General features: G+C 36.7%; 26 protein-coding genes, 1 pseudogene, 1 riboswitch and 1 other annotated feature. Of the genes and pseudogenes, 22 read left to right on the top strand and 5 right to left on the bottom strand.

Annotated elements, in window-relative coordinates:
- Nucleotides 1-16: 16 nt before the first annotated feature.
- Nucleotides 17-499: a hypothetical protein gene (locus SJW71_RS08870; protein WP_274797351.1), complete on the bottom strand. Its 483-nt coding sequence runs from the start codon at nucleotides 497-499 to the stop codon at nucleotides 17-19.
- Nucleotides 500-502: 3 nt separating this feature from the next.
- Nucleotides 503-958, bottom strand: a complete 456-nt coding sequence (locus tag SJW71_RS08875; RefSeq protein ID WP_312506843.1) for a hypothetical protein — start codon at nucleotides 956-958, stop codon at nucleotides 503-505.
- A 150-nt stretch (nucleotides 959-1,108) separates the two neighbouring features.
- Between SJW71_RS08875 and rpmG the strand changes: the two genes are divergently transcribed.
- The 5 genes from rpmG to tyrS all read left to right on the top strand — a co-directional run bounded on the left by rpmG (nucleotide 1,109) and on the right by tyrS (nucleotide 6,078).
- Nucleotides 1,109-1,258, top strand: a complete 150-nt coding sequence (gene rpmG, locus SJW71_RS08880) for a 50S ribosomal protein L33 (RefSeq protein WP_008408521.1) — start codon at nucleotides 1,109-1,111, stop codon at nucleotides 1,256-1,258.
- Nucleotides 1,259-1,370: 112 nt separating this feature from the next.
- Entirely contained in the window at nucleotides 1,371-1,964 is a 594-nt protein-coding gene (locus SJW71_RS08885) for a 5-formyltetrahydrofolate cyclo-ligase (RefSeq protein ID WP_274793735.1), read from the top strand.
- A complete protein-coding gene (locus SJW71_RS08890; protein ID WP_274793734.1) occupies nucleotides 1,957-2,166 on the top strand; it encodes a YqgQ family protein in 210 nt (69 codons plus the stop codon). Before SJW71_RS08885 ends, SJW71_RS08890 begins: the two co-directional genes overlap by 8 nt.
- A 297-nt stretch (nucleotides 2,167-2,463) precedes the next feature.
- On the top strand, nucleotides 2,464-4,359 hold the full coding sequence (locus SJW71_RS08895) for an LTA synthase family protein (protein ID WP_341386573.1): 1,896 nt from the start codon (nucleotides 2,464-2,466) through the stop codon (nucleotides 4,357-4,359).
- 130 nt (nucleotides 4,360-4,489) lie between these two features.
- Nucleotides 4,490-4,730 (top strand) — a binding site (T-box leader).
- A 133-nt stretch (nucleotides 4,731-4,863) separates the two neighbouring features.
- Nucleotides 4,864-6,078: a tyrosine--tRNA ligase gene (gene tyrS, locus SJW71_RS08900; RefSeq protein ID WP_341386572.1), complete on the top strand. Its 1,215-nt coding sequence runs from the start codon at nucleotides 4,864-4,866 to the stop codon at nucleotides 6,076-6,078.
- A 50-nt stretch (nucleotides 6,079-6,128) separates the two neighbouring features.
- Here tyrS and SJW71_RS08905 read toward each other — a convergent pair whose 3' ends face one another.
- Nucleotides 6,129-6,308 carry a DUF2759 domain-containing protein gene (locus tag SJW71_RS08905; RefSeq protein WP_274793731.1) on the bottom strand — a complete coding sequence of 60 codons (180 nt, stop codon included), beginning with the start codon at nucleotides 6,306-6,308 and terminating at the stop codon, nucleotides 6,129-6,131.
- 169 nt (nucleotides 6,309-6,477) lie between these two features.
- Between SJW71_RS08905 and SJW71_RS08910 the strand changes: the two genes are divergently transcribed.
- Nucleotides 6,478-7,122 (top strand): MBL fold metallo-hydrolase, encoded by a 645-nt coding sequence (locus tag SJW71_RS08910; RefSeq protein ID WP_274793730.1) that lies wholly within the window; start codon nucleotides 6,478-6,480, stop codon nucleotides 7,120-7,122.
- Between the two features lie 60 nt (nucleotides 7,123-7,182).
- Here SJW71_RS08910 and SJW71_RS08915 read toward each other — a convergent pair whose 3' ends face one another.
- Both SJW71_RS08915 and SJW71_RS08920 read right to left on the bottom strand, forming a co-directional pair.
- Nucleotides 7,183-7,425, bottom strand: a complete 243-nt coding sequence (locus SJW71_RS08915) for a DUF2626 family protein (protein WP_004231035.1) — start codon at nucleotides 7,423-7,425, stop codon at nucleotides 7,183-7,185.
- Between the two features lie 119 nt (nucleotides 7,426-7,544).
- Entirely contained in the window at nucleotides 7,545-8,255 is a 711-nt protein-coding gene (locus tag SJW71_RS08920) for a helix-turn-helix transcriptional regulator (RefSeq protein WP_274793728.1), read from the bottom strand.
- Nucleotides 8,256-8,581: 326 nt separating this feature from the next.
- Between SJW71_RS08920 and comGA the strand changes: the two genes are divergently transcribed.
- The 16 genes and pseudogenes from comGA (at nucleotide 8,582) to SJW71_RS09000 (ending at nucleotide 22,421) form a co-directional block, all read left to right on the top strand.
- Nucleotides 8,582-9,601, top strand: a complete 1,020-nt coding sequence (gene comGA / locus SJW71_RS08925; protein ID WP_429978783.1) for a competence type IV pilus ATPase ComGA — start codon at nucleotides 8,582-8,584, stop codon at nucleotides 9,599-9,601.
- Nucleotides 9,576-10,649, top strand: coding sequence for a competence type IV pilus assembly protein ComGB (gene comGB, locus SJW71_RS08930; protein ID WP_274793726.1), 1,074 nt, complete (start codon nucleotides 9,576-9,578; stop codon nucleotides 10,647-10,649). Before comGA ends, comGB begins: the two co-directional genes overlap by 26 nt.
- A gap of 10 nt (nucleotides 10,650-10,659) precedes the next feature.
- Nucleotides 10,660-10,998, top strand: a complete 339-nt coding sequence (gene comGC / locus SJW71_RS08935; protein ID WP_322611562.1) for a competence type IV pilus major pilin ComGC — start codon at nucleotides 10,660-10,662, stop codon at nucleotides 10,996-10,998.
- On the top strand, nucleotides 10,998-11,435 hold the full coding sequence (gene comGD / locus SJW71_RS08940) for a competence type IV pilus minor pilin ComGD (RefSeq protein ID WP_431812013.1): 438 nt from the start codon (nucleotides 10,998-11,000) through the stop codon (nucleotides 11,433-11,435). Before comGC ends, comGD begins: the two co-directional genes overlap by 1 nt.
- Nucleotides 11,428-11,745 carry a hypothetical protein gene (locus SJW71_RS08945; protein ID WP_274793723.1) on the top strand — a complete coding sequence of 106 codons (318 nt, stop codon included), beginning with the start codon at nucleotides 11,428-11,430 and terminating at the stop codon, nucleotides 11,743-11,745. The genes comGD and SJW71_RS08945 overlap by 8 nt, the downstream gene beginning before the upstream one ends.
- Nucleotides 11,726-12,163 carry a competence type IV pilus minor pilin ComGF gene (gene comGF, locus SJW71_RS08950; RefSeq protein ID WP_431812014.1) on the top strand — a complete coding sequence of 146 codons (438 nt, stop codon included), beginning with the start codon at nucleotides 11,726-11,728 and terminating at the stop codon, nucleotides 12,161-12,163. The genes SJW71_RS08945 and comGF overlap by 20 nt, the downstream gene beginning before the upstream one ends.
- Nucleotides 12,164-12,179: 16 nt before the next feature.
- Nucleotides 12,180-12,341: a hypothetical protein gene (locus tag SJW71_RS08955; protein WP_322611560.1), complete on the top strand. Its 162-nt coding sequence runs from the start codon at nucleotides 12,180-12,182 to the stop codon at nucleotides 12,339-12,341.
- Between the two features lie 20 nt (nucleotides 12,342-12,361).
- Complete coding sequence (locus SJW71_RS08960) at nucleotides 12,362-12,877, top strand: shikimate kinase (protein WP_274793720.1); 516 nt, start codon at nucleotides 12,362-12,364, stop codon at nucleotides 12,875-12,877.
- Nucleotides 12,878-13,021: 144 nt separating this feature from the next.
- Nucleotides 13,022-13,113, top strand: a riboswitch (glycine riboswitch).
- Nucleotides 13,114-13,374: 261 nt separating this feature from the next.
- Entirely contained in the window at nucleotides 13,375-14,478 is a 1,104-nt protein-coding gene (gcvT, locus tag SJW71_RS08965; RefSeq protein WP_341386565.1) for a glycine cleavage system aminomethyltransferase GcvT, read from the top strand.
- 25 nt (nucleotides 14,479-14,503) lie between these two features.
- The gene (gcvPA, locus tag SJW71_RS08970) at nucleotides 14,504-15,850 is read left to right on the top strand and encodes an aminomethyl-transferring glycine dehydrogenase subunit GcvPA (RefSeq protein ID WP_274793718.1); all 1,347 of its coding nucleotides are present in this window, start codon (nucleotides 14,504-14,506) and stop codon (nucleotides 15,848-15,850) included.
- Nucleotides 15,843-17,306 (top strand): aminomethyl-transferring glycine dehydrogenase subunit GcvPB, encoded by a 1,464-nt coding sequence (gene gcvPB, locus SJW71_RS08975; RefSeq protein ID WP_274793717.1) that lies wholly within the window; start codon nucleotides 15,843-15,845, stop codon nucleotides 17,304-17,306. The genes gcvPA and gcvPB overlap by 8 nt, the downstream gene beginning before the upstream one ends.
- A gap of 640 nt (nucleotides 17,307-17,946) precedes the next feature.
- Nucleotides 17,947-18,140: pseudogene (locus tag SJW71_RS08980) on the top strand (hypothetical protein); the annotation flags it as partial.
- A 255-nt stretch (nucleotides 18,141-18,395) separates the two neighbouring features.
- Complete coding sequence (locus SJW71_RS08985) at nucleotides 18,396-18,821, top strand: membrane-associated protease 1 (RefSeq protein ID WP_274793716.1); 426 nt, start codon at nucleotides 18,396-18,398, stop codon at nucleotides 18,819-18,821.
- 325 nt (nucleotides 18,822-19,146) lie between these two features.
- Nucleotides 19,147-19,833 (top strand): hypothetical protein, encoded by a 687-nt coding sequence (locus SJW71_RS08990; RefSeq protein ID WP_274793715.1) that lies wholly within the window; start codon nucleotides 19,147-19,149, stop codon nucleotides 19,831-19,833.
- On the top strand, nucleotides 19,830-21,254 hold the full coding sequence (locus tag SJW71_RS08995; protein WP_322606733.1) for a hypothetical protein: 1,425 nt from the start codon (nucleotides 19,830-19,832) through the stop codon (nucleotides 21,252-21,254). The genes SJW71_RS08990 and SJW71_RS08995 overlap by 4 nt, the downstream gene beginning before the upstream one ends.
- A 36-nt stretch (nucleotides 21,255-21,290) precedes the next feature.
- Complete coding sequence (locus SJW71_RS09000) at nucleotides 21,291-22,421, top strand: pentapeptide repeat-containing protein (protein WP_431812015.1); 1,131 nt, start codon at nucleotides 21,291-21,293, stop codon at nucleotides 22,419-22,421.
- Nucleotides 22,422-22,435: the final 14 nt, after the last annotated feature.

Consider the following 22,435-nt stretch of genomic DNA (forward strand, 5'->3'; position numbering starts at 1 on the left):
GGCGACAGCTTTAATATTATTGTTTTTTGCCTGTGATTAATTTTGCAATTTCTTCAAGAGTCATGGAAGAGTTGACCTCATAGGAGCCTATCTGTAAGCTTCGAGCATATTTTGCGTTTGCGAGTAGTAGCTCCATCTCAACACTATTTGTAATGATGCCACCATCCTCAAGCTTTTGTGCAACAATATACGGTGTGATCCCACTATATATTTGCAGTGTCATCATCTTCTCATCAGTGTTAGTTTTATCAGCAGATTGTTCAGAAGCATCTGGTGAAGAAGTTTCTTCAGTCTTATGTACTGGCTTTAATTGTTCCTTTAATGAGGCAATTTCTTTATTTGCCTTATCTAACTTCATTCGCAGTTCTTCTACTTGTTGCAGATTAGGAGAATCTTTCATAGGAAGACCAATGTTTACATCATAGCGGCCTGCGAGAGCTAGCAAAGCCCCGACAAGAAAAATTGCAATACCGAATGCGCGGATGGCAGATTTGTTCATCAATCATCGACCTCCGTTTGCAATCACTTGGCGAACTTGCTCTTCTGTTAAATTAGAACGGATACTAATTTCTGCTACAGAAAGACCTTGTTTATTTAATTCGTGAACCTGACTAACGATAATTTGATGAATGGGTTTAGTCTGCGTTGTTGCTGATGTAACCTTTGAAGCTTGTGCAGCCTGTTGAACAGCTTGCATCATTTGTTGAACCTTAGGACTTTGTACTTGCTGAGGGCTAGGTGCTGATTTTGATTTCACTTGGAACTCAGGCTCTAATAAAAGTTCTTCCTCGACAATTTTCATGCGACGCTTTAAATTATTCGTTTCTTGAAATATAGAGATGGATAATTCTTCGACATCTTTCTCGATTTTTTGTGAACTATTTTTGAAAAAGAACGATATGATGATCAGAAGAATCCCGATACTCATTAATAGGATGGATAAATCCAATAGTTTCACCTCAATGTAGTATGTAATTATAAGATATTTTACCATATGCAAAGTTAATATGAAATGAAGGTAGATTTTTTTTCAGTTTATGTTATAATAGGTTAGTCGTATAAATCATGCTCAAATTTAAATTCTTGATATAGAGTGGGAGGGTTAATGATGCGCGTAAACATTACTTTAGCTTGCACAGATTGCGGCGAACGTAACTACATTTCTAAAAAGAACAAGCGTAACAATCCAGAGCGTCTTGAACTTAAAAAATATTGCTCTCGCGAGAAGAAATACACTCTTCACCGTGAAACTAAGTAATCGCTCATTAAGCCAAAACCACAAGTGGTTTTGGCTTTCTACATTTTAGGAAACCATTTTGATGGAAAGACTCTAAGTTGATTCAAGTTTTACTATATAGGAGGTAGCCTGGATGGATAAAACAACTTTACGTAACAAGGTGAAAGAAGCACTCTCGACAATGAGCGATAATACATATCATAGTCAATCTTTAGCTATAGTAAAAAAGGTGCTACAGGAACCATATATAATAGAAGCAAATACAATTGGTTTGACCATTTCAAATAAGCCAGAAGTCGACACATTTCTTCTAATTGAGGAATTATGGCAACTTGGTAAAAAGGTTGCTGTTCCAAAATGCCACCCGAAAACAAGAGAAATGTCATTTTACGCAATTGACTCTTTTGCCCAACTTGAAACTGTATATATGCATTTGCGTGAGCCTATTCCAGAAAGATGTGAGTTTGTTGACGCAAATGAAATGGATGTTATCCTTGTTCCAGGCGTAGTTTTTGACCGATATGGCTATCGAATCGGCTATGGCGGTGGTTATTATGATCGCTATGTATTAAACTATAAAAAGGGTAAGCTACTGTCCATGCTCTTTGATGAGCAAATCATTGATCGTGTTCCTACCGAAGAACATGATTGCCCAGTAGACATCATTGTGACACCCTCAAAACGTATTGATTGTCTAGGACAACGAGGAGCGAACGAAAATGGATAAAATGTTAGATATTTATGAACTCTTGAAAACCTATGGTACTTATATTTATACGCGGGATCCGATTGGCGATTTGATGTTAATGGAGGATGAAATACGCGAGCTTTATAAAGCAAATGTACTAGACATAAAAGATTATCAAATGGCATTACTACTCATTCGACAAGAAACAACAAGACTTCGTATGGAAGAGAATAAAAAGTAATGTTTGAAATATCATGTAAATGGGTATTGTAAAGTTAATGTAACATGTATGTAATATTCTTAAAACAGTGGATTTCCGCTGTTTTTGTGTTTTTACGAAACTTTTTACAATTCAAAACGTATATATAGATATCTGGCGCATAGAACAGCAAGGAGACGCATAGAAGAGCAGGAGAAAAAAATTTCAGGCAGATATGTGTTGATTATCTGTAAAAAAAAGTTTAAGATATATTTTGTTTCCGTAACAAAATGTAAAAAATTATTATTTTTTTGTAAGGAAGTAGGGAGGATGTTAGGAATGAAATCAATAAAGTGGCCTAAACATTCATTTATGATACTAGCAATTATAGCAACATGGATCAAAACGGTCATTGTTTACCACACAAGCTTCGAGATGAAAATTGAAAATGCCATGCAACAATTTATTTTGTTTATTAATCCATTAAGCTTTTTGCTATTTACGTATGGTTTATCACTATTTTTTAAATCAGCAAAAGCTAGAAATCGTTATCTGATAACGGTCAGCGTTATTTTGTCCATTGTCTTATACGGAAATGTAGCGTTCTATCGATTCTACAATGACTTTATTACGCTGCCAGTATTATTCCAAACAAGCAACTTTAGTGACTTAGGAACGTCCGTAGCAGCCATTGTTGAACCTTGGGATGTATTATATTTCGTTGATGTCATTATTTTAATCTTAGCAAATAAATTTTTACCAAAAATGAAAGAAGCATTTAAAGTGAATGTTGAGTTCCGACGTGCTTTCTTTGTATTGGCAGTAGCAATGACATTTTTAAATTTAGGATTAGCAGAAACAGAGCGTCCACAATTACTAACACGTAGTTTTGACCGCGAATTATTAGTGAAGAATATTGGTACATACAATTACCATTTGTATGACATTTATATTCAATCGAAATCATCTGCGCAACGTGCGTTAGCGGATGGTAGTGAACTAGTTGAAGTAAATAACTATATTCGTTCAAATCAGGCAGCCATTAACCCAGAAATGTTTGGGAAATATAAAGGTCGCAACTTAATTGTTGTGTCTATGGAGTCCTTACAAAACTTTGTCATTAATAATGATATGAATGGTCATGAAGTGACACCATTCTTAAACTCTTTAACAAAAGATAAAGATACGTATTATTTCAGTAATTTCTATCACCAAACAGGCCTTGGAAAAACATCTGACTCAGAGTTTATTTTAGAAAACTCCTTGTTTGGTTTAGGCCGTGGAGCAGTATTTTTCACGCATGGTGGAAATACGTATAACTCAATGGCAGAACGCCTTGGAGAAAATGGTTACTTTACAAATGTTATGCACCCGAATAATAAATCTTTCTGGAACCGTGACATGATGTATCAATCATTAAAAATCAATAAATTTTACGATATAGATTCATATACGGTTGAAGAAGGGCAAGCTGTAAACTGGGGTATGAAAGATACTCCATTCTTAGAGCAATCAGCTAATTTAATGAAAGATATGCCACAGCCATTCTATTCAAGACTGATCACGCTAACGAACCATTATCCATTTACATTGGACCCGGAAGATATTATGATTCCTGAATATGATTCGAACTCTGGTACTTTAAATCGTTACTTCCAAACAGTACGCTACATGGATGAAGCTCTAAAAGATTTCTTCCAACAGTTAAAAGATCAAGGTGTTTATGATAACTCTATTATCGTTATGTATGGTGACCATTATGGTATTTCTGAAAACCATAATAAAGCAATGGCACAATATTTAGGGAAAGAACAAATCACACCATTTGATAATGCATTACTGCAAGAAGTACCTTTATTCATCCATATCCCAGGATCTGGTGATGGTAAAGAAATGACAGAGATTTCAGGACAAATGGATTTACGTCCAACAATCTTACACCTTCTTGGCGTAGAAACGTCAAAAGATATGCAAATGGGGGCAGATTTATTCTCTCCAGAGCATGAGGACTTTGTTATTTTCCGTGATGGACGCTTTATCACAGATAAATACGTTTATGCTGGTGAAGCTTGCTATGACAAAGTAACTGGCGAAGAAATAGAAGGTGAGCCATGTCAATCATATGCTGATCGTGCCACAATGGAGCTAGAAAATTCCGATGCGATTATTAATGGTGACTTGCTTCGTTTCTATGATGAAAAAACAGGTAATTTAAAGCAGGATTCAGTTAAATAATCATATTAGAGAGATCTCATGACGAGGTCTCTCATTTTTACATTATTATTGACAAAAGGGGATATATGATTATAATAAGTGTAAATATCTGCATAACGAAGATTTGTTTTTCGCATTTCGGAGTATAAGAGTAAAGGCATGGAAAAGAACGAGTAACTTTAATGGAACTGACAGAGAGTAGCCGGACGTTGAGAGGCGCAAGGGATATTAAAGTGAATACATCTTGGAGCTGCGTACCGAAAATTTAGTAGGCTACGACGGAGTTGCATCCGTAATCATTGCAGGGGTATCGCTTCGGCTGTACTTTTAGAGGAGAGCTATGTGAGTAGTTCTCGAAAAAAGGTGGTAACACGTTCATGAACGTCCTTTAGGAATAATCCTAAAGGCGTTTTTTTGTGTTTGAAGCGAACTAAACAAAGTGAGGATATTATTTCCTAATGGTTCCCAAGTAACTCTTATAGATCTTGCAATATTAATTTTTAATATTACAAGGAGATGTTTTGTATGTTTTTAACACCAGAGGAGCAATTCGTGATCATCAAGAAAGGTGTCGATAAAATCGTTGATGAGCAGGAATTACGTGCAAAATTAGAACGATCATTTAAAAAACAGCAGCCTTTAACAATTAAATTAGGACTTGATCCATCTGCACCAGATATTCATTTAGGTCACGCAGTCGTTCTTCGAAAAATTAAGCAAATGCAGGATTTAGGTCATCATGCAATTATTGTTATCGGTGATTTTACAGGACGAATTGGCGATCCTACAGGTAAAGCAAAAGGGCGAACAGCCTTAAATGACGATACAGTGAAGAAAAATGCCCAAACCTATTGTGAGCAAATTTTTAAAGTGTTAGATAAGAACAAGACAACGGTTCGTTTTAATAGTGAATGGTTAGCAAAGCTGTCGTTTGAAGAAGTCATTCAGCTAGCAGCCACAACATCTGTTGCTCGACTTTTAGAGCGTGAGGATTTTCAGAAACGTTACAAGCAGCACGTACCCATTGGCATGCATGAATTTTTTTACCCCCTTATGCAAGCATATGATTCGGTGGAGCTAGAGGCTGATATTGAGCTAGGGGGAACAGACCAAACGTTTAATATATTAATGGGGCGAAACTTACAAAAGCAGCGAGGGATAGAAAAACAAGTTGCCATTTTTATGCCACTACTGGAGGGATTAGATGGCATTGAAAAAATGAGTAAAAGTTTAGGTAATTATATTGGTGTCAATGAAGCACCTGAAATGATGTTTAAAAAGGTGATGGAAGTACCTGATGCATTAATCGTAAAATATTTCGAATTAGCAACGGATGAGCACCCACTACAAGTGCAGGCCATTCAAGATAAACTTCAAAAGGGAGAGAATCCCCGCGATCTGAAATTGCGATTAGCAGAAGTGATAACGACTTTATACCATGGAGTTGCAGCAATGAAGGAAGCGAGAACTTACTTTGAAGCAGCATTTCAACGAAAGGAAATACCGAAAAACATTCCCGTTTTACTCTTAGAGATTGATAAGGAAAGGGTAGAGGATATCCTTCCCCAATTAGTGGCAATGGATTATATTCAAAGTAAAAGTGAGTTTTTACGGTTAATCAAGCAAAATGGGGTATCTTTGAATGGAGAAAAATTAGCGCTAGATGACCTTTCGCGCGTCCTAATGAATGATGATGTGATACAAATTGGTAAGAAACGATTCCTTAAATTAAATAAGTAGTGAAAAAAAGAGCAATCTCCGTGGAGACTGCTCTTTTTCTGTCTAAAATTTTAGTGTAATGTTGGTGGGTAACCGCTGTGAACAATTGTCATGATGACGAACCATCCAAATACAACAGCACTTAATAAATTGAAAACAACGCTTAATAGGTTCTTTTCTTTAATTGCTTGGAATGTACCAACTACAGCTAAAATCGCTACTAGACCAAAAATAACCATTAATAAGTTCATTAAAAATAGACACTCCTTTCGACATCAGAAAATGAATGTCGCAAACAATATTCCTCCTTAATTGTAAACGTTCTACTTATTTTTGTCGAGAACTAAAATAGCGCAAACTATGAACATTTATCGTCAAATTGTGGCAAAGCCTGTATAATAGAAAGTTGAGGTGATAACTATGATGAACGTACGAAGTTATTCTCTTGGACCGGTCCAAACGAATTGCTATATCGTATCGAATAAAGAGAAAGAATGTATTATATTTGATCCAGGTGAGGAAGCGGAGCGTCTTATTAAAACAATCCGTAGCAATGGTTTAAAACCGTTAGCTATCTTTTTAACGCATGCCCATTTTGACCATATCGGAGCCGTTGATGCTGTGCGTGAAGTGTTTGATGTCCCAGTATGGATTCACGAAAAGGAAGTTAGCTGGCTAGGAGATCCTACTAAGAATGGCTCTAGTAAATATGCTGCATTACCAGATTATCGAGTAGCTGCACCAGCGCAAGACACCATCATCAAAGAAGAACAGCCATTTGAAATTAGTAATTTTGTTTTTCAGGCTGTTTTTACACCAGGACATTCACCTGGTAGTATTTCCTATATTTTTGAGCAAGATGGTTTTGCGATTGTAGGAGATACGTTATTTGAACAAGGTGTCGGACGTACAGATTTATTGGGTGGATCGACAAAAATATTATTGGATTCAATCCATAATAAATTACTGTCATTACCAGAGGATACTATTATCTATCCTGGACACGGTAATTATACGACTGTAGGTGCAGAAATGGAGACAAATCCATTTTTAAATGGATTTTAAAAAGGCCGCATCATATAAAAAAGCGTATCTCAATTGTAGTGAGATACGCGATTTTTTGTATTAATGACCGCCACCAGGTACGTGAATGAATGTTGTATAGTACGTGAAGCCAGCGAAGAATACAGTTAAATATGCTCCGAAAATGTACATGTACATACGTTCTGAAAGGTTTAAGAAGCCTAATAATAAGAATAAACCTGTATTACCTAAGAATAATAGCGATACCTCGTTCATACCACCAAGGTAGAACATAACGGCAAAAATACCTGTCCAGAATGCCATAACTTTATACATATTATCCATGAAGATTTCCCCTCCTTTTGCCCACGACACAATAATCTCTTACTCATTATAAATGATATGAAAGGTGTCTGTAAACTGGAACTTCTCCGATCTTTGTGACAAACAAATGGATTTTTAAACTAGTGATCGATTTCTGTCACGTTTATTTCATATTTACATAAATCACAATTATGTATCATACTTTCAACTTGCACAAGTTCATTATTAGAAAATAGAGCATCTAATTGTCCTTTTAAATAGGATTCATGTAATGAACAAACAATTTCAGAATGTGCTGTCAGTTGCTCCTGGAATGGACAATTAAAAATGGAGAATATCACTTTTTTTCCAAGTTCAGTTTGTTGAATTTGTGGAATATAGCCGATTAATGCGGCATTGTCAGTTAATAACTGAAGCTTTTCATCGAAGGAAAGAGAATTATTTAATGTCATTTCAGCACTGATATAATTTTTCATTTGCTGGTAGCCGTCTTGGTAGCTAATTTCTTGACACTTCGTTAACGCAGATGGTCCGACATCTTGAATTAATTGAATCGTCCATTTTAATAAACGATCTTCGTCACGTCTAGGAAATGTTAGTGATACACCTTTCTCTGAAGCTTTATAAACTCGTCCAGGTCTTCCACCTTTACCTGTTTTTACATAATCAGCAGAAATAATATTGATTTCCGAAAGTTTCGTTAAATGAAGTCTGGCAACGTTTGGATGGATACCAAATTGATCAGCTATATGTTGTACTGTGACTGTTTTTTTCTCTTGCAATATATACTCATAAATAGAGTATCTTGTTTCATCAGCAAGTGTACTCGTAATTTTCAATGGATGGATCATGTGTTTCACCTCTTTAAGTTTTTATAAAAATTATGTTCATCTACCAAGTGTTAGGAAAATAATCATGTTGATTCTATTATATTGTATTATTGAAAAAGATACATTCATTTTGGCATAAATATTAATTTTTTCATGTATTTATGTTCCTTTTTAGTGGAAAATTGCATTTTATCCACACTTTTATAGCAAAAAACATAATTGATAGTAAAATGTATAACAAGTTTTTATTTTCAGAAAAGGGCTTTTCTCGTGCACTTTTCCTCTTTATACTAGGAAATAACGAATAGAGCGGTCATATTCGAATGAACTAGAAGAGAGGTGCATATATGCAGAGTTTTGAAACAGTTGTTGAACAAAGATGTGAGCAACTTTTACTAAAGGCTTATCATTTTGGTGCATCCGATTTATTACTCGTTCCAAGCAATACAACATATCGGATCTATTTTCGAAAATATGATAAGCTTCTTCAAGCTGGCGAGCTTCCGATCGATCTTGCGGAGAGAATGATCTCCTACTATAAATTTCTTGCGGAATTAGATATTAGTGAGCGACGAAAACCTCAAAGTGGCTCCTTTCAAAAAGCGATGGAGCAAAATCCATACGCCTTTCGTGTTTCTACATTACCTTCCGTCTTTTTAAAAGAAAGCTTAATTATCCGTTTACTTCTCCAAAATCATGCATTCCCACTAACTTCCTTAAGTTTTTCCAAAAGTGCAGCACATCAATTAATGGAGCTTGTGCAAAGCCAACAAGGTCTTTTGTTTTTTACGGGGGCAACAGGCTCTGGCAAATCTACTTCACTTTATTCCTTACTTCACTATTGCTCAACAGAATTAAATCGACATGTGATTTCCTTAGAAGATCCTGTAGAAAATAGCCAAGCAAATCTACTTCAGATCCAGGTAAATGAGCGAGCAGGCGTTACATATGCTACGGGATTAAAAGCCATTTTACGCCACTCACCTGATGTGATTATGATTGGTGAAATACGGGATAAAGAAACAGCGAAAATTGCTATTCAAGCGTCTTTAACAGGACATTTAGTTGTCTCCACAATTCATGCAAAAGATTCAATTAGCTGTCTTTATCGATTAATGGACTTAGGTGTGACAATAGAGGAACTTCGCCAAACCGTTATCGGAATTGTGGCGCAAAAACTTTTACAGGTGTCAGCTATACATGATGAACGACGTGCAATCTTTGAAATTTTACATGATATACATCTAACAAGAGCCATTATGGCTATTAAAGAACAGGGGAACTATGAGCTTCCATATAACCTCACATTAATGGGGCAAAAAGAACTAGTGGAGAGACGTTATGCAGCTACAAACATACATCGATAAATTTATGTTTTATTACAATAGAGCTACAAAATGGAGATTAAGGGAGCAGGCACAATTTTTTAATCGTTTATGTGTGCTATTGCAGGAAGGTTATTTATTACCACAAGCTATTTCAATGCTACTACCTCATCATATTAAGGCCCATGAGGACATTCAGCAGCAAATTGATGAAAAACTTAGGCAAGGAGTAGGTGTTACAGGGATACTTGAAACATTACAGCTTGCTAAACATTATTTAATGTCAGTCACAGTTGCAGAAAATAATGGCCATATGATAGAAGCTTTACAGGGTGTGGCTAAGCAGATAACGGTAAGTGAGAAGACAAAGAAAAAACTAATGAAGCTTCTTGTCTATCCAGTAACACTTATCTTATTTTTACTATTGTTATTTTTTGTGTTTCGAACAATTTTCTTGCCAAATATCGAGAGGATGGTTGTTAGCCGAACGAATGAATCAGGCGAATCAAGTATTGCTTTATCCAACATGTTATTACATGTTCCAGATATCGTCATTCTTACGATAGTCATAATAACAGGTAGCTTATTAATTTTTCACCTCTATCTCAAACGACAGTCCATTGCCTACCAACTATCAATATTATTAAAAATTCCCTTCATTCAATTTTATATCAGGTTAGCTTTGACAAGACAATTTGCTGCTTATTTAGGAAGTTTGCTGCAAAGTGGATTTTCATTACAAGCAAGTCTCCAATTGCTTGAGGATCAACAACTACAACCTTTTCTTCAAATTCTTTCGCAACGTATTAAAGAAAGAGTCATTTTTGGTGAGTCCTTAACACAAGCGGTTATCGTGATGGCTGTTTTCCAGAAGGATTTCCCGGTTTTTGTAGAGCACGGCGAGCAAAGCGGTTATTTAGGAAAAGAATTAGTATTGTACAGTGAATTATTAATGGAAAAACAAGAGCAACTTTTGCAAAAAATACTAGCGTTTGTGCAACCAACCTTCTTTATCCTCATTGCTATATGTATTGTCGCAGCCTATGTCAGTTTATTATTACCAATCTATCATATGATTGAATTAGTTTAGGAGGAAAAAAATGAAACGTATCAATCGGCAAGCTGGTTTCACTTTAATCGAAATGCTAATTGTCTTATTAATCATATCGATCCTTATTCTGATTACTATTCCAAATGTTACAAAGCATTTTGCCACAATAGATAAGAAGGGCTGTGCAGCTTATATCTCTATGGTGCAAGGTCAGGTGGAGGCCTATCGTGTAGATTTTATGGCCTATCCTACATTAGACGATTTAGTTGCAGAAGGTTATTTAAAAGAAAATGAAACGACATGCCCGAATAAAGAGGAAATTAAGATTACAAGTGACGGAGAGGTACGTCCAGCTAATGCTAGCTTGGAGACTGGGTCTGATAGCTGATGATCGGTAATAAAAATGGTGGTTTTACGCTTCTCGAGATCCTTATTGTCTTATTTCTTATCATGAGTTTAACAGCGATCGTTAGTAAATTTTCATTCAAATTAGCGGAAATGAAGGAATTAGAACGATTTTTTACGCAAATGCAACTCGATATTCAATATATACAGACGTACAGCATGAGCCAACGCCAATATATCGCCTTGAAAATGGAAAGTTCAACGAATCGTTATGTCATTCAAAAAGATTTTTATACGACTTTATATGAACGTCCTTTTCCTAAAGGGGTTGAGTTTTTGCCTGCAGAGAGTTCGATTCTTACACTTATTTATAATTACAATGGGAACGTTTTGTCAGCCGGCACCATTGCCTTTAAAACATCTTGGGGAAAGAAAAAAGTAATCATAACGATAGGGAGAGGGAGAGCTAGGATTGAATGAGTCAGGCTATTCATTTGCGGAAACTATTTTAGCTATGGGTATTTTTACATTACTTTGCACATCATTATTACCCATTACCTATACAATGAAGACAAATCTACTGAATAAAAAACTAGAGGTGATTGCAGCTGAAACTGCCTATGAGGGCATAAAACAATATCAAGCAAAGCAACAAACAGAAGGCACTAGAACGATTGAACAAGTTGATTACCATTGGATATTTGATGGACAGGACGTTTGTGTTCGATTTCAAAATACACGTGAGCTACGCCAAAAATGTATCAACGTCAATGGTGAAGCTCATGGATGACAAGGGCTATACATTATTAGAAGCCATGTTTCAATTAGTTGTTTTTGTGCTAATTTCTCATCTTTTTGTCCTCGTCATATTATGGTTTGCTGAAATGAAATCAACGGTGTTATCGGATGAACAAACAAAATGGGAACTATTTGTCTCTGATTTAAATCATGCTCTACAAGATGTTTCTACATTTTCAGTTCGTGCAGATCACAAAAGAATGACTTTTCAAACAGCAAATACACTGCATCATATTGATTGTTATTCGAATATTATTCGTGAACAAGTAAACGGTGGACATGTTCCTATGCTAATAGGACTCAATCGATGTCAATTTAACTATACAGAAAATATGCTGACAGTAGCTGTCGAAATGGCTAGTGGTGTTCAAAAGGAGCGGAGCTTCTATGTGCCAATTATTGAAAAATGACAGAGGGGCTATTTTTTTGATCGCAATTGCATTATTATTTTTTGTAACTACTTTTGTTCTTGCGTATTGTATGTCTTATGAAATGCAGTTTCGAACATATGATGGGCTAGAAAAATTGAATGTTCGAGCTACGATAAATTTATTAGGACAAATTTTGTCAGACAGTGTAGAATCGTAGTTATAAGAAGGTGATTCGAATTGCGAAAAATATATTTAGTTGGGTTTATGGGTAGTGGAAAGAGTGCGTTAGGAAGACGTTTAAGCTATTTATTGAAGATGCCATATTATGATATGGATCATGAGATCGTGCGTCAGCAGGGGATGACAATTCCACAGATTTTTGAAAAATACGGAGAGGCCCGCTTTCGGGAAATAGAAACAGAATTTTTGAAAAATTTCCGAAATGAGGCATGTATTATTTCCACAGGTGGTGGCGTTGCCATAAATGCTGAAAATCGAAAAATTATGAGACGTAGTGGATTAGTATTTTTTCTAGATGCGTCTTTTGAAGATATTTATAAACGAATACAGCATGATCCAAACAGACCCATTGTACAGAGCTCCACAAAGGAAGAATTAGAAAGTCTGTATCATTACAGAAGAAAGTTTTATCGTGATGCAGGACATATCCAAGTACTGACAGAAGGCAGAACGATTCGCCAAATTCTAGAGTATTTAGTATTTCAAGTGAAAAGATTAAAAAACGAACGATAATACAATTTTATTAAAATAATGTTCGTCTTTTATTATCTTTTAAAAAATGATTGCCTTTTCAATGCATTTAATGTTAGGATATAGACAAATAAGTAACTAAATGTTCATTGAATACTAAATAGTACCAAGATCTATCTTGGGCGGATGATTGTGCGGGGAGAGCGCGTATAGACGCCACCGAAGGAGCAAGTAGTAATGGCTATGAATCTCTCAGGTAAAAGGACTCGTACAAGACGCAACTCTGGAGAGAGCTGTAGTATAACAATAACAGCCACCAAAGGGGAAAGCCGACTAATTGGCAATGGTAAAAGCATTGCGAGCTAGTCTGGTGTAACTTTCAGGTGCAAGGACAGAGAATCCCGAAAAGGGGTTCGTCTGTCTTTTTTTATGTCTACAAGTATATATGTGAGCAAGAGAGCGCATGGACTGTACTACTACAAAAAGCAGACGAACTACTACTAGTAAAAATGTAATTAACAATAAGGGGGCAAAAAAGAATGGCGAACGAATTAAAACGTACACCTCTATTTGAAGAATATGCGAAGTACGGTGCGAAAACGGTTGACTTCGGTGGATGGGAATTGCCTGTTCAATTCTCTTCTATTAAGGAAGAACATGATGCAGTGCGTCATCGTGCAGGGTTATTTGATGTATCACATATGGGTGAAATTTTAGTCACTGGTCCAGATGCATTAGATTTTTTACAAAATCTTTTGTCAAATGATGTGTCAAAAATAGTGGCGGGCCAAGCACAATACACAGCTATGTGCTATGAAAATGGTGGCGTTGTTGATGATTTATTAACCTATAAATTAGCGGACAATCACTATTTATTATGTGTTAATGCAGCAAATATCGAAAAAGACTATGATTGGATGATGGAAAATCAACATCAATATGATGTAACGATTGATAACCAATCAGATGCCTATGCACAAATTGCACTTCAAGGTCCGTTAGCAGAAGAAGTGCTGCAATCTTTAACTTCAACTGATGTGAGTGCCATTAAATTTTTCCGCTTCCAAGAGGATGTTGAAGTGGCAGGCCATAAAGTATTAGTTTCTCGTAGTGGCTACACAGGTGAAGATGGCTTTGAATTATATGGTGCTCCAGAAGATATTAAAGCACTATGGGGAAAAATTTTAGAGGCAGGTCAGGATAAAGGCGTTGTTCCTGCAGGTCTTGGTTGTCGTGATACACTTCGTTTTGAAGCGGGGCTCCCACTATATGGTCAAGAGCTATCAGCAACAATTTCTCCACTTGAGGCAGGTATTGGCTTTGCTGTGAAATTAAATAAAGAAGACTTTATCGGTCACGAAGCATTAGTAACACAAAAGGAAAATGGTCTTCCTCGTAAACTGGTAGGAATTGAAATGATCGATAAAGGAATTCCACGCCATGGTTACAAAGTGTTGAAGGATGGTAAGGAAATTGGTGAAGTAACAACGGGCACACAGCTTCCTTCATCTAAACGTAATGTTGGTCACGCGTTAATTGACAGTCAATTCGCAACAATCGGAACTGAGCTAGAAATCGAAATTCGTGGTAAGTACTTAAAGGTAATCACAGTAGAAACACCGTTTTACAAGCGTTCAAAATAATAGTTGAAAAGAGGGACCTACATTTATGAAACATCGTTATTTACCAATGACGGAGCAAGATCAAAAAGAAATGTTAGACGTAATCGGTGTATCCTCAGTAGATGAATTATTCGAGGATATTCCAGAGAAAGTACGTTTTAAAGGCCTTTATGACATTAAGGAAGCTAAATCAGAGTCTGCTTTATTAAAAGAATTAACGGCACTTGCCGCAAAAAATAAGGACACAAATGCTAATGTATCATTTTTAGGTGCAGGCGTTTACAACCACTATAAACCGGTCATCGTGGATCATGTTATTTCTCGTTCAGAGTTCTATACAGCTTATACGCCGTATCAACCGGAGATTTCACAAGGTGAGCTACAAGCAATCTTTGAATTCCAAACAATGATTGCTGAGCTAACTGGTATGGATCTTGCTAACTCTTCTATGTATGACGGTGGTACAGCATTAGCAGAGGCAGGTATGCTGGCAGCTGGTCATACACGTCGTAAGAAAATTTTAGTGTCTGAAACAGTGCACCCAGAATATCGTGATGTTGTGGCTACATATGCCTATGGTCAATCGATCGAAATCGTGACAATTCCACAAAAAGATGGCGTGACAGATGTGGATGCATTAAAAGAGATGATTGATGACAACACAGCAGCTGTTATTGCTCAATATCCAAACTTCTTTGGTCAAGTAGAAGATATTCAAGTCATCGGGGATATTGCTCATGAAGCAAAAAGCTTGTTTGTGGTATCTTCTAATCCACTGGCATTAGGCATTTTAACACCTCCTGGTAAACTAGGTGCGGATATTTGTGTAGGGGATGCGCAAGTTTTCGGTATTTCTGAAGCATTCGGTGGACCACACTGTGGTTTCTTTGCCGTAACAACAAAATTAATGCGTAAGGTTCCAGGCCGTCTTGTTGGTGAAACAGTAGATGGTGAAGGTCGTCGTGGTTATGTATTAACATTACAAGCACGTGAACAGCATATCCGTCGTGATAAAGCGACATCTAATATTTGTTCGAACCAAGCTCTTCTTGCCCTTGCAGCTTCTGTAGCCATGACAGCTCTAGGTAAACAAGGCATTCGTGAAATGGCAACACAAAATATTGCGAAAACACGTTATGCGAAAAATGCCTTTGAAGCAGCAGGCTTTACAGTAGCATTCCAAGGTGCCCACTTCAACGAAATCGTTGTGAAAACGAATAAATGTGTGAAGGAAATCAATAAAGGCTTAATTGCAAAAGGAATTATCGGTGGATATCCATTAGGTCAAAATTATGACTCTCTTAAAAATCATGTGCTAATAGCAGTTACTGAATTACGCACAAAAGAAGAAATTGATGCACTAGTTGCAGAAATGGGGGCTCTTAATGCATAACGAAAATCAATCACTCATTTTTGAAATTTCAAAAGAAGGTCGTGTTGGCTATAGCTTAGAGGCACTTGATGTACCAGAAGTAGACCTAGCAGATTTATTACCTGCAAACTTAGTACGTGCTGAAGCGGCAGAATTACCTGAAGTGTCTGAGCTTGATATTATGCGTCATTACACGGCACTTTCTCGTAGAAACCACGGAGTAGACTCTGGCTTCTATCCGCTTGGCTCTTGTACGATGAAATACAATCCGAAAATTAACGAAACAGTTGCACGTCTTTCAGGCTTTGCCAATGTTCACCCATTACAGGATGAATCAACAGCACAAGGTGCAATGGAGCTTCTCTATGATTTACAAACTTCTTTAGTAGAAATTACAGGAATGGATGAAGTGACATTACAACCAGCAGCAGGTGCTCACGGTGAATGGACAGCATTAATGATGATTCGTGCATTCCATGAAGCAAATGGTGAGGGACACCGTAATAAAGTCATTGTTCCTGACTCAGCACATGGTACTAACCCAGCATCGGCAACAGTAGCAGGTTTTGAAACAATTACTGTTAAATCGGATGAGAATGGTCTAGTAGATATTGAAGATCTTCGTAAAGTAGTAGGTTCTGATACAGCTGCTTTAATGCTAACAAACCCGAATACACTTGGTTTATTTGAAGAAAACATTATTGAAATGGCAGAGCTAATTCACTCTGTAGGCGGTAAAGTGTACTATGATGGTGCGAACTTAAATGCCGTAATGAGTAAAGCACGTCCTGGCGACATGGGCTTTGACTGCGTACATTTAAATCTGCACAAAACATTTACAGGTCCACACGGTGGCGGTGGTCCGGGTTCCGGCCCAGTAGGCGTAAAAGCAGACTTAATTCCATTCCTACCAAAACCAGTATTAGTTAGAACTGAAGAAGGCACATATCACTTCGACTACGATCGTCCACAATCAATCGGACGCGTAAAACCTTACTATGGTAACTTTGGTATCAACGTTCGTGCTTATACGTACATTCGTACAATGGGTCCAGATGGCTTAAAAGCCGTTACAGAATATGCAGTCCTAAACGCCAACTACATGATGCGTCGTTTAGAGCCATTCTATGATCTTCCATATAACCGTCACTGTAAACATGAATTTGTGTTATCTGGTCGCCGTCAAAAGAAACAAGGCGTTCGTACATTAGATATCGCAAAACGTCTGTTAGACTTTGGCTACCATCCACCAACAACATACTTCCCATTAAATGTGGAAGAGGCGTTAATGATTGAGCCAACTGAAACAGAATCTAAAGAAACGTTAGATGCATTCTGTGATGTAATGATTCAAATTGCGAAAGAAGCAGAAGAAAATCCATCGATTGTACAAGAAGCACCACATACAACAGTCGTATCTCGTTTAGACGAAACACGCGCTGCTCGTACACCAGTGCTTCGTTATCAAAAGGCATAGTCTACAAAACCGTTCACGTTCATGTGAGCGGTTTTTTTGCACCTTGTAGGGAGGATGACGAGATATAAAGCCGAAGAAAAAAGTGATTGATTACTACTTGACGACTTTTGCGCAGAAACTAATAAAAGGAGAGCAAGGTTTTCGATTATTTTGTTTAGATGCAACTTTACAAAGGATAAAAGGGTGACGTTGTAAATGAAGAAGAAGTACAAATGCTTAAAGAACTATCTTATGTAGATTCGTTCTAAAAGACTAATATAACTACATTTTTAATACTTTTTATTCATTTTTCCTATATAGAAGATTATTTTAAAAAACAGCTTTGGGCCTAAGAGCAATTGAACCATTAGTTGTTTTTTTGTAAAAAAATAGGATAATTCCATTATTCACTGAAAAAATATCATAATTATTACTATGTAACATTTTTACTAAACATACTTTAAATTGTTTTTAATGACAATATCTTCTATAGAAAATATTGACATTAATTTTTGGTGTTGTATAGTTACTTTTGTGATACATACTATCATTAGTGATTTTCGTATAAAAAATGCATAAAAATAGAAATTAGAGTTTCTAGTACATAGTTTAGCCTCATATTGATTTCATTGTAAATTTTTTTCTTAAATGTTTATATATTGTTTATATTTATAAAGCTAGAAGTCTAGCGATGGAAGAGGATGGATTCGATTCTATTTACAAAACACAGGTGAGTACGTATATGAAAGAATTTTACGCTTCCAATCAGGTGACTTTAAGCATGAAAATATCGTTCGTTTCTTTAGCAATAATCCAAGCAGTCAAAAAAGTAAATGGCTGAATGATAAAGGTAATGATTACAAAAGGGACAAGTGCTGTTAAAGCCTAACAAGTTTAAACATACAGTTATTCAATTTTTCAGTCGTATGTTTAAGGTTTATCATGTATAAATCTTTTAACATAAATATGAATCGAGCGACTAATTGCTAATATTGGAAAATTAGCTATTTCACGATACGGGTAAGACATCGTGAAAAAGATAGCTGTAGCTAATATGATTTCCTTAGAATGTTAGACGTCATGATTCAACAAATTTTAGGAGGTACGAAAATGGGTTTTGTATTAAAAGTAGAAGGTTCAGAAGCAATTGAATTAGGCTTAGAAAGCATCATGACTGTCGAATATGAGACAGATACACCGAATGATTCTAACGCTCGCTCTACAGATGTTGGAGCCACTTTAAAAGTTAAAGGTAAAATTTTAACGGCTACGGATGGTGATAATTCTGATGATACGATGAAATTGGGTTTATGGTCATTAGTACCTGCTGAGAAGGCTGACTGTTACCGTAAAGTGACTTTAGAGGTTGTTGCAGCTGATCAAGTAGTAAGAAAAATTCATTTCCCAAATGCTTTTGTGGTGGATTATACAGAAAGATATGGTGACACAGAAGGTATCGGTGAGTTCTTCTTATTTATTAAGCAAAAGAAAGACAAAACAGATTTGGCAAAAATCGAGGGTGGCTACGCTGTCTAAGATTGCAGCAGGATAAAACACTTACTAATTATCTAAGGAACTTTTATAGTTCCTTAGATTATTTTTAATCTCCCTAAAATTACTTTAAAGGCGGAAATAAAAGATCCTATACATAGAAAAGATAGCACTCAAACTCATATTTTTGTGAGGAAGAAGTAGAGAGAAGCATTGCCAACGGGTATGCCTTTGATGAGATGGTTGAGGCAATGGAAGGATCAGATTTCAAATTCTGTGTCATGAAGGATGTGTAGGGACTAAGCAAATAATAGTTGATAGGTTGAAATATAGTTGGTGAAAAACGGTTAAAAAACGGAAGGTGATTGGGATGAAATTTATAGATGAAAAAATTATTGCATTAAGAAATGAAATGAGAGAGCAGGAGCAACATGAGCTAGCCCAGCGACAAGTAGCCTTACAAAAGGAACAGGAGCCTGAGCCAGTATCTGAGCAGGAGGAACAAGACTTAGAAAAAGTAAATATCTATCAAAGCTACATCATAATTGATGATGAGAAGGTAGGGGTGTTGGAGCAGTCGTTATTGGATGGCAAAATGACGATCCGTATGCCAAAACTATTTTCTAAGATGTCTACTGAATTAGCAGCCTTAAAGTACCCATCGGACCGTCGACCAAATCTTATTTATACAGATGAATCCTCATCGATTAATCTTGCCTTCAACCTGACTCCACATCGATTAAAGGAAGAGGGAGTTGCTGCTTTTCAAGAAAATATGATTGATATCCTTGAACAAGCTCAACCTTCAGCTGATTGGCTTGATACGGATGTCCTGAAGATTGACGAGAAGACAGTCGGCTTTTTAGAGATTATAACACCGGCTATTGATGGCGATATTTTTAATTTAATGTTCTTTGCCTCTATCGAAGGGGTAGCGCTTATTGGAACCTTCAATTGTATGGAGGAGGACCTTGAAACTTGGCGTCCGATTGCGAGAGCTATGATGGAATCCTTGCGATTTGCTTCAAATAGTAGGAACGGAGGGGGAATACGATGAGTAGTGTAGTGACAGCTTATCATAATATTCAAATTCTACCTTTCGAGCTTATTAGTATTCAAGAGCTTACTATCGTAAAAAAAATGAATGAACATGCTATGTTACGTTTTACTGGTATTGTGCCTGAAGTAGCGAGAGACACTTATGTAGAAATGACGGAGGCAAGATCGGCAATTGAAGTAAATCAGCTTAATCATCTTGGTGTCCCTTCACCATTATTTAAAGGTGTAATTTTAGATGTGAAGGTTCGTTCAGTTCGTGGCATTTATTATATTGAAGTAGAAGCGGCTTCAAGCACCTATCAGCTAGACATTAAAAAGAAAAATCGCTCCTATCAGGATAAGGAAATGACCTATTCGTCTTTATTTAAACTATTACATCCTTTTTATCCTGGTCTTGACATTATTGATGAAGCAACAAAGGGTGCTAAATTAGACAAGTTTACCCTGCAATATCGAGAGACCGATTGGCAATTTTTAAAAAGACTAGCCTCACGTTTTAACACTGGACTAGTGCCTGCTGCTACCTTTGATAAGCCAAAGTTCCATTTTGGTGTGCCTGCTGGTAGAGCTAAAGGCAAGCTAGAAGATTACCATTATACTACCCGAAAAAAACTAGCAGATTACCTTCTATATACAGAGAATGGTAATGGAGGTATGGGAGAGCATGACTTTCTATACTATGAGGTGGAAACAGATAAGGTAATGGAAATAGGAGATCATGTCACTTTTCATCAACAAACGCTTTATATATGTGAAGCATACACAACCATGAAGGATGGCTTGCTGAAACATTATTATACGCTGTCAACGAAAAATGGCATGAATAAAAGTGAACTATTTAACGATGCGATCTCAGGTTTATCACTGGAAGGAAAAGTATTAGAAGTCGCAAAGGATCATATTAAGGTGCATTTAGCGATTGATGAGAAGCAGGATAAAGGAAAAGCACATTGGTTTCTTTATTCTACGGGCTATACAGCTGAGGGACATAGTGGTTGGTATTGTATGCCTGAAATCAATGACTTTGTTCATGTCTATTTTCCTTCACATCGTGAGGAGGAAGGAATTTCTAGCAGCTCCATACGAAAAAATTTAGATACTTCAGCAACGAACAAACTAGATGATCCTTCAACCAAATATTATCGTACAGCCTTTGGTAAAGAAATTAAAATGAGTCCAACTGAAGTGGTTATTACCGCACAGGATGGCGATATTTTTATTCGGCTAAATGAAGCAAATGGTATTGAAATATTTAGTAAAAAAGAAATTAAACTTATCTCAGAGGCAGATATTTCAGTGAAGGCGAGTAAGAATATTCTTTTGTCTGCAGAGGAAGAAATTTCTTTACAATGCAAAGAAAGTAAAATAATGATGAATGGCAGTGTGCAAATTTTTGGGAAGGAAGTAAAGGCAAATTAAAATGGTTGCGTGTGAATGAGAAGGAAGGAGACTTATATGCAGACACAGGGAGTTTTACAGCATTTTTCTGATAACGAAGTAGAGAAAAGAAGGTTGAAATATCTCTTATTGCTCGAGGATTTTTTTCAAGCCTCCAAGGATAAGCTCGCCGATGATTTTAGAATGTCTTTTCAAAAAATATGTCAGCAACTAAAACAACAGCAAACGCTTCAACAGAAAGGACCGATTGCACATATTACGTTTTCAATGCTGCGTACAGAGCTACTAGAGAGCAACCCTCACTATTTAGTAGAAGCTACGGATGAAGAATGGTTTTTTGATATTCATCCGCTTTTAACTACTTATGATGCAGGCTGGGCGCATCATTTTTTAGAGCAATACATTGAAGAATTAAGTTTGTATAGCAAAACTTTTATGGGGGCAATTACCCAGGCAGATATTGATCGCATTAGACTTCAGGACGCCAAACATTTTCACCAATATGTAATAAGTCTCGCTAGATATGCGCTACCTGACATTATTCGATGTCCAGAGTATTTGGCGCTAGATCGAGATGTGGCTGTCGAGATACGTGTAGGCGAGTTTATGGATATGAATGAGGTTGTCTATAGCGAGGATTTTTCAGCGAAGGATAGTGAAGAAATAAAGGCTTGGCTAGATGAACAACTAGAGGAGGAATATCCATACGAGGTATTTAGCCATTTAAATTTAGCAGGTGGGCGATATGAAGGCTTGGATATTCGCTATGCCTTTTTCCACAAAGCCAATTTAACCAATTGTCATATGCGTGAATGTCTGTTGATTGGTACTAGCTTTCGGGAGAGTCAGCTAATGGACACGGATTTGAGCTTTAGCACAATTTATGAGACGGATTTTAGTAATAGTCAGTTACAGGGAGCGAATTTTCAACAGGTACAAGGAGCGAGTGGTCTGCTAGATCGTCAGAAATGGGAAATACCTGGCTATTTACCGGTTCGTTTTACTGGTGCGAATTTAGAAGGCGCCAATTTTGAGCTAGCGAATTTACGAGGGGCCAGCTTTATGGGGGCAAATGTTAGAAATACTAATTTTGCGGGAGCCAATTTAGAAATGGCTATTTTCTCTAAGGAAGCACAGGAATATGTAAAGCTAGATCCATTCCAGGCAGCTAGTGTCATTTGGAAGTAGACAGTGTGAAAAAG

The organism is Lysinibacillus sp. FW12 (assembly GCF_050817245.1).
In the GTDB taxonomy this organism is placed as follows: Bacteria; Bacillota; Bacilli; order Bacillales_A; family Planococcaceae; genus Lysinibacillus; species Lysinibacillus irui.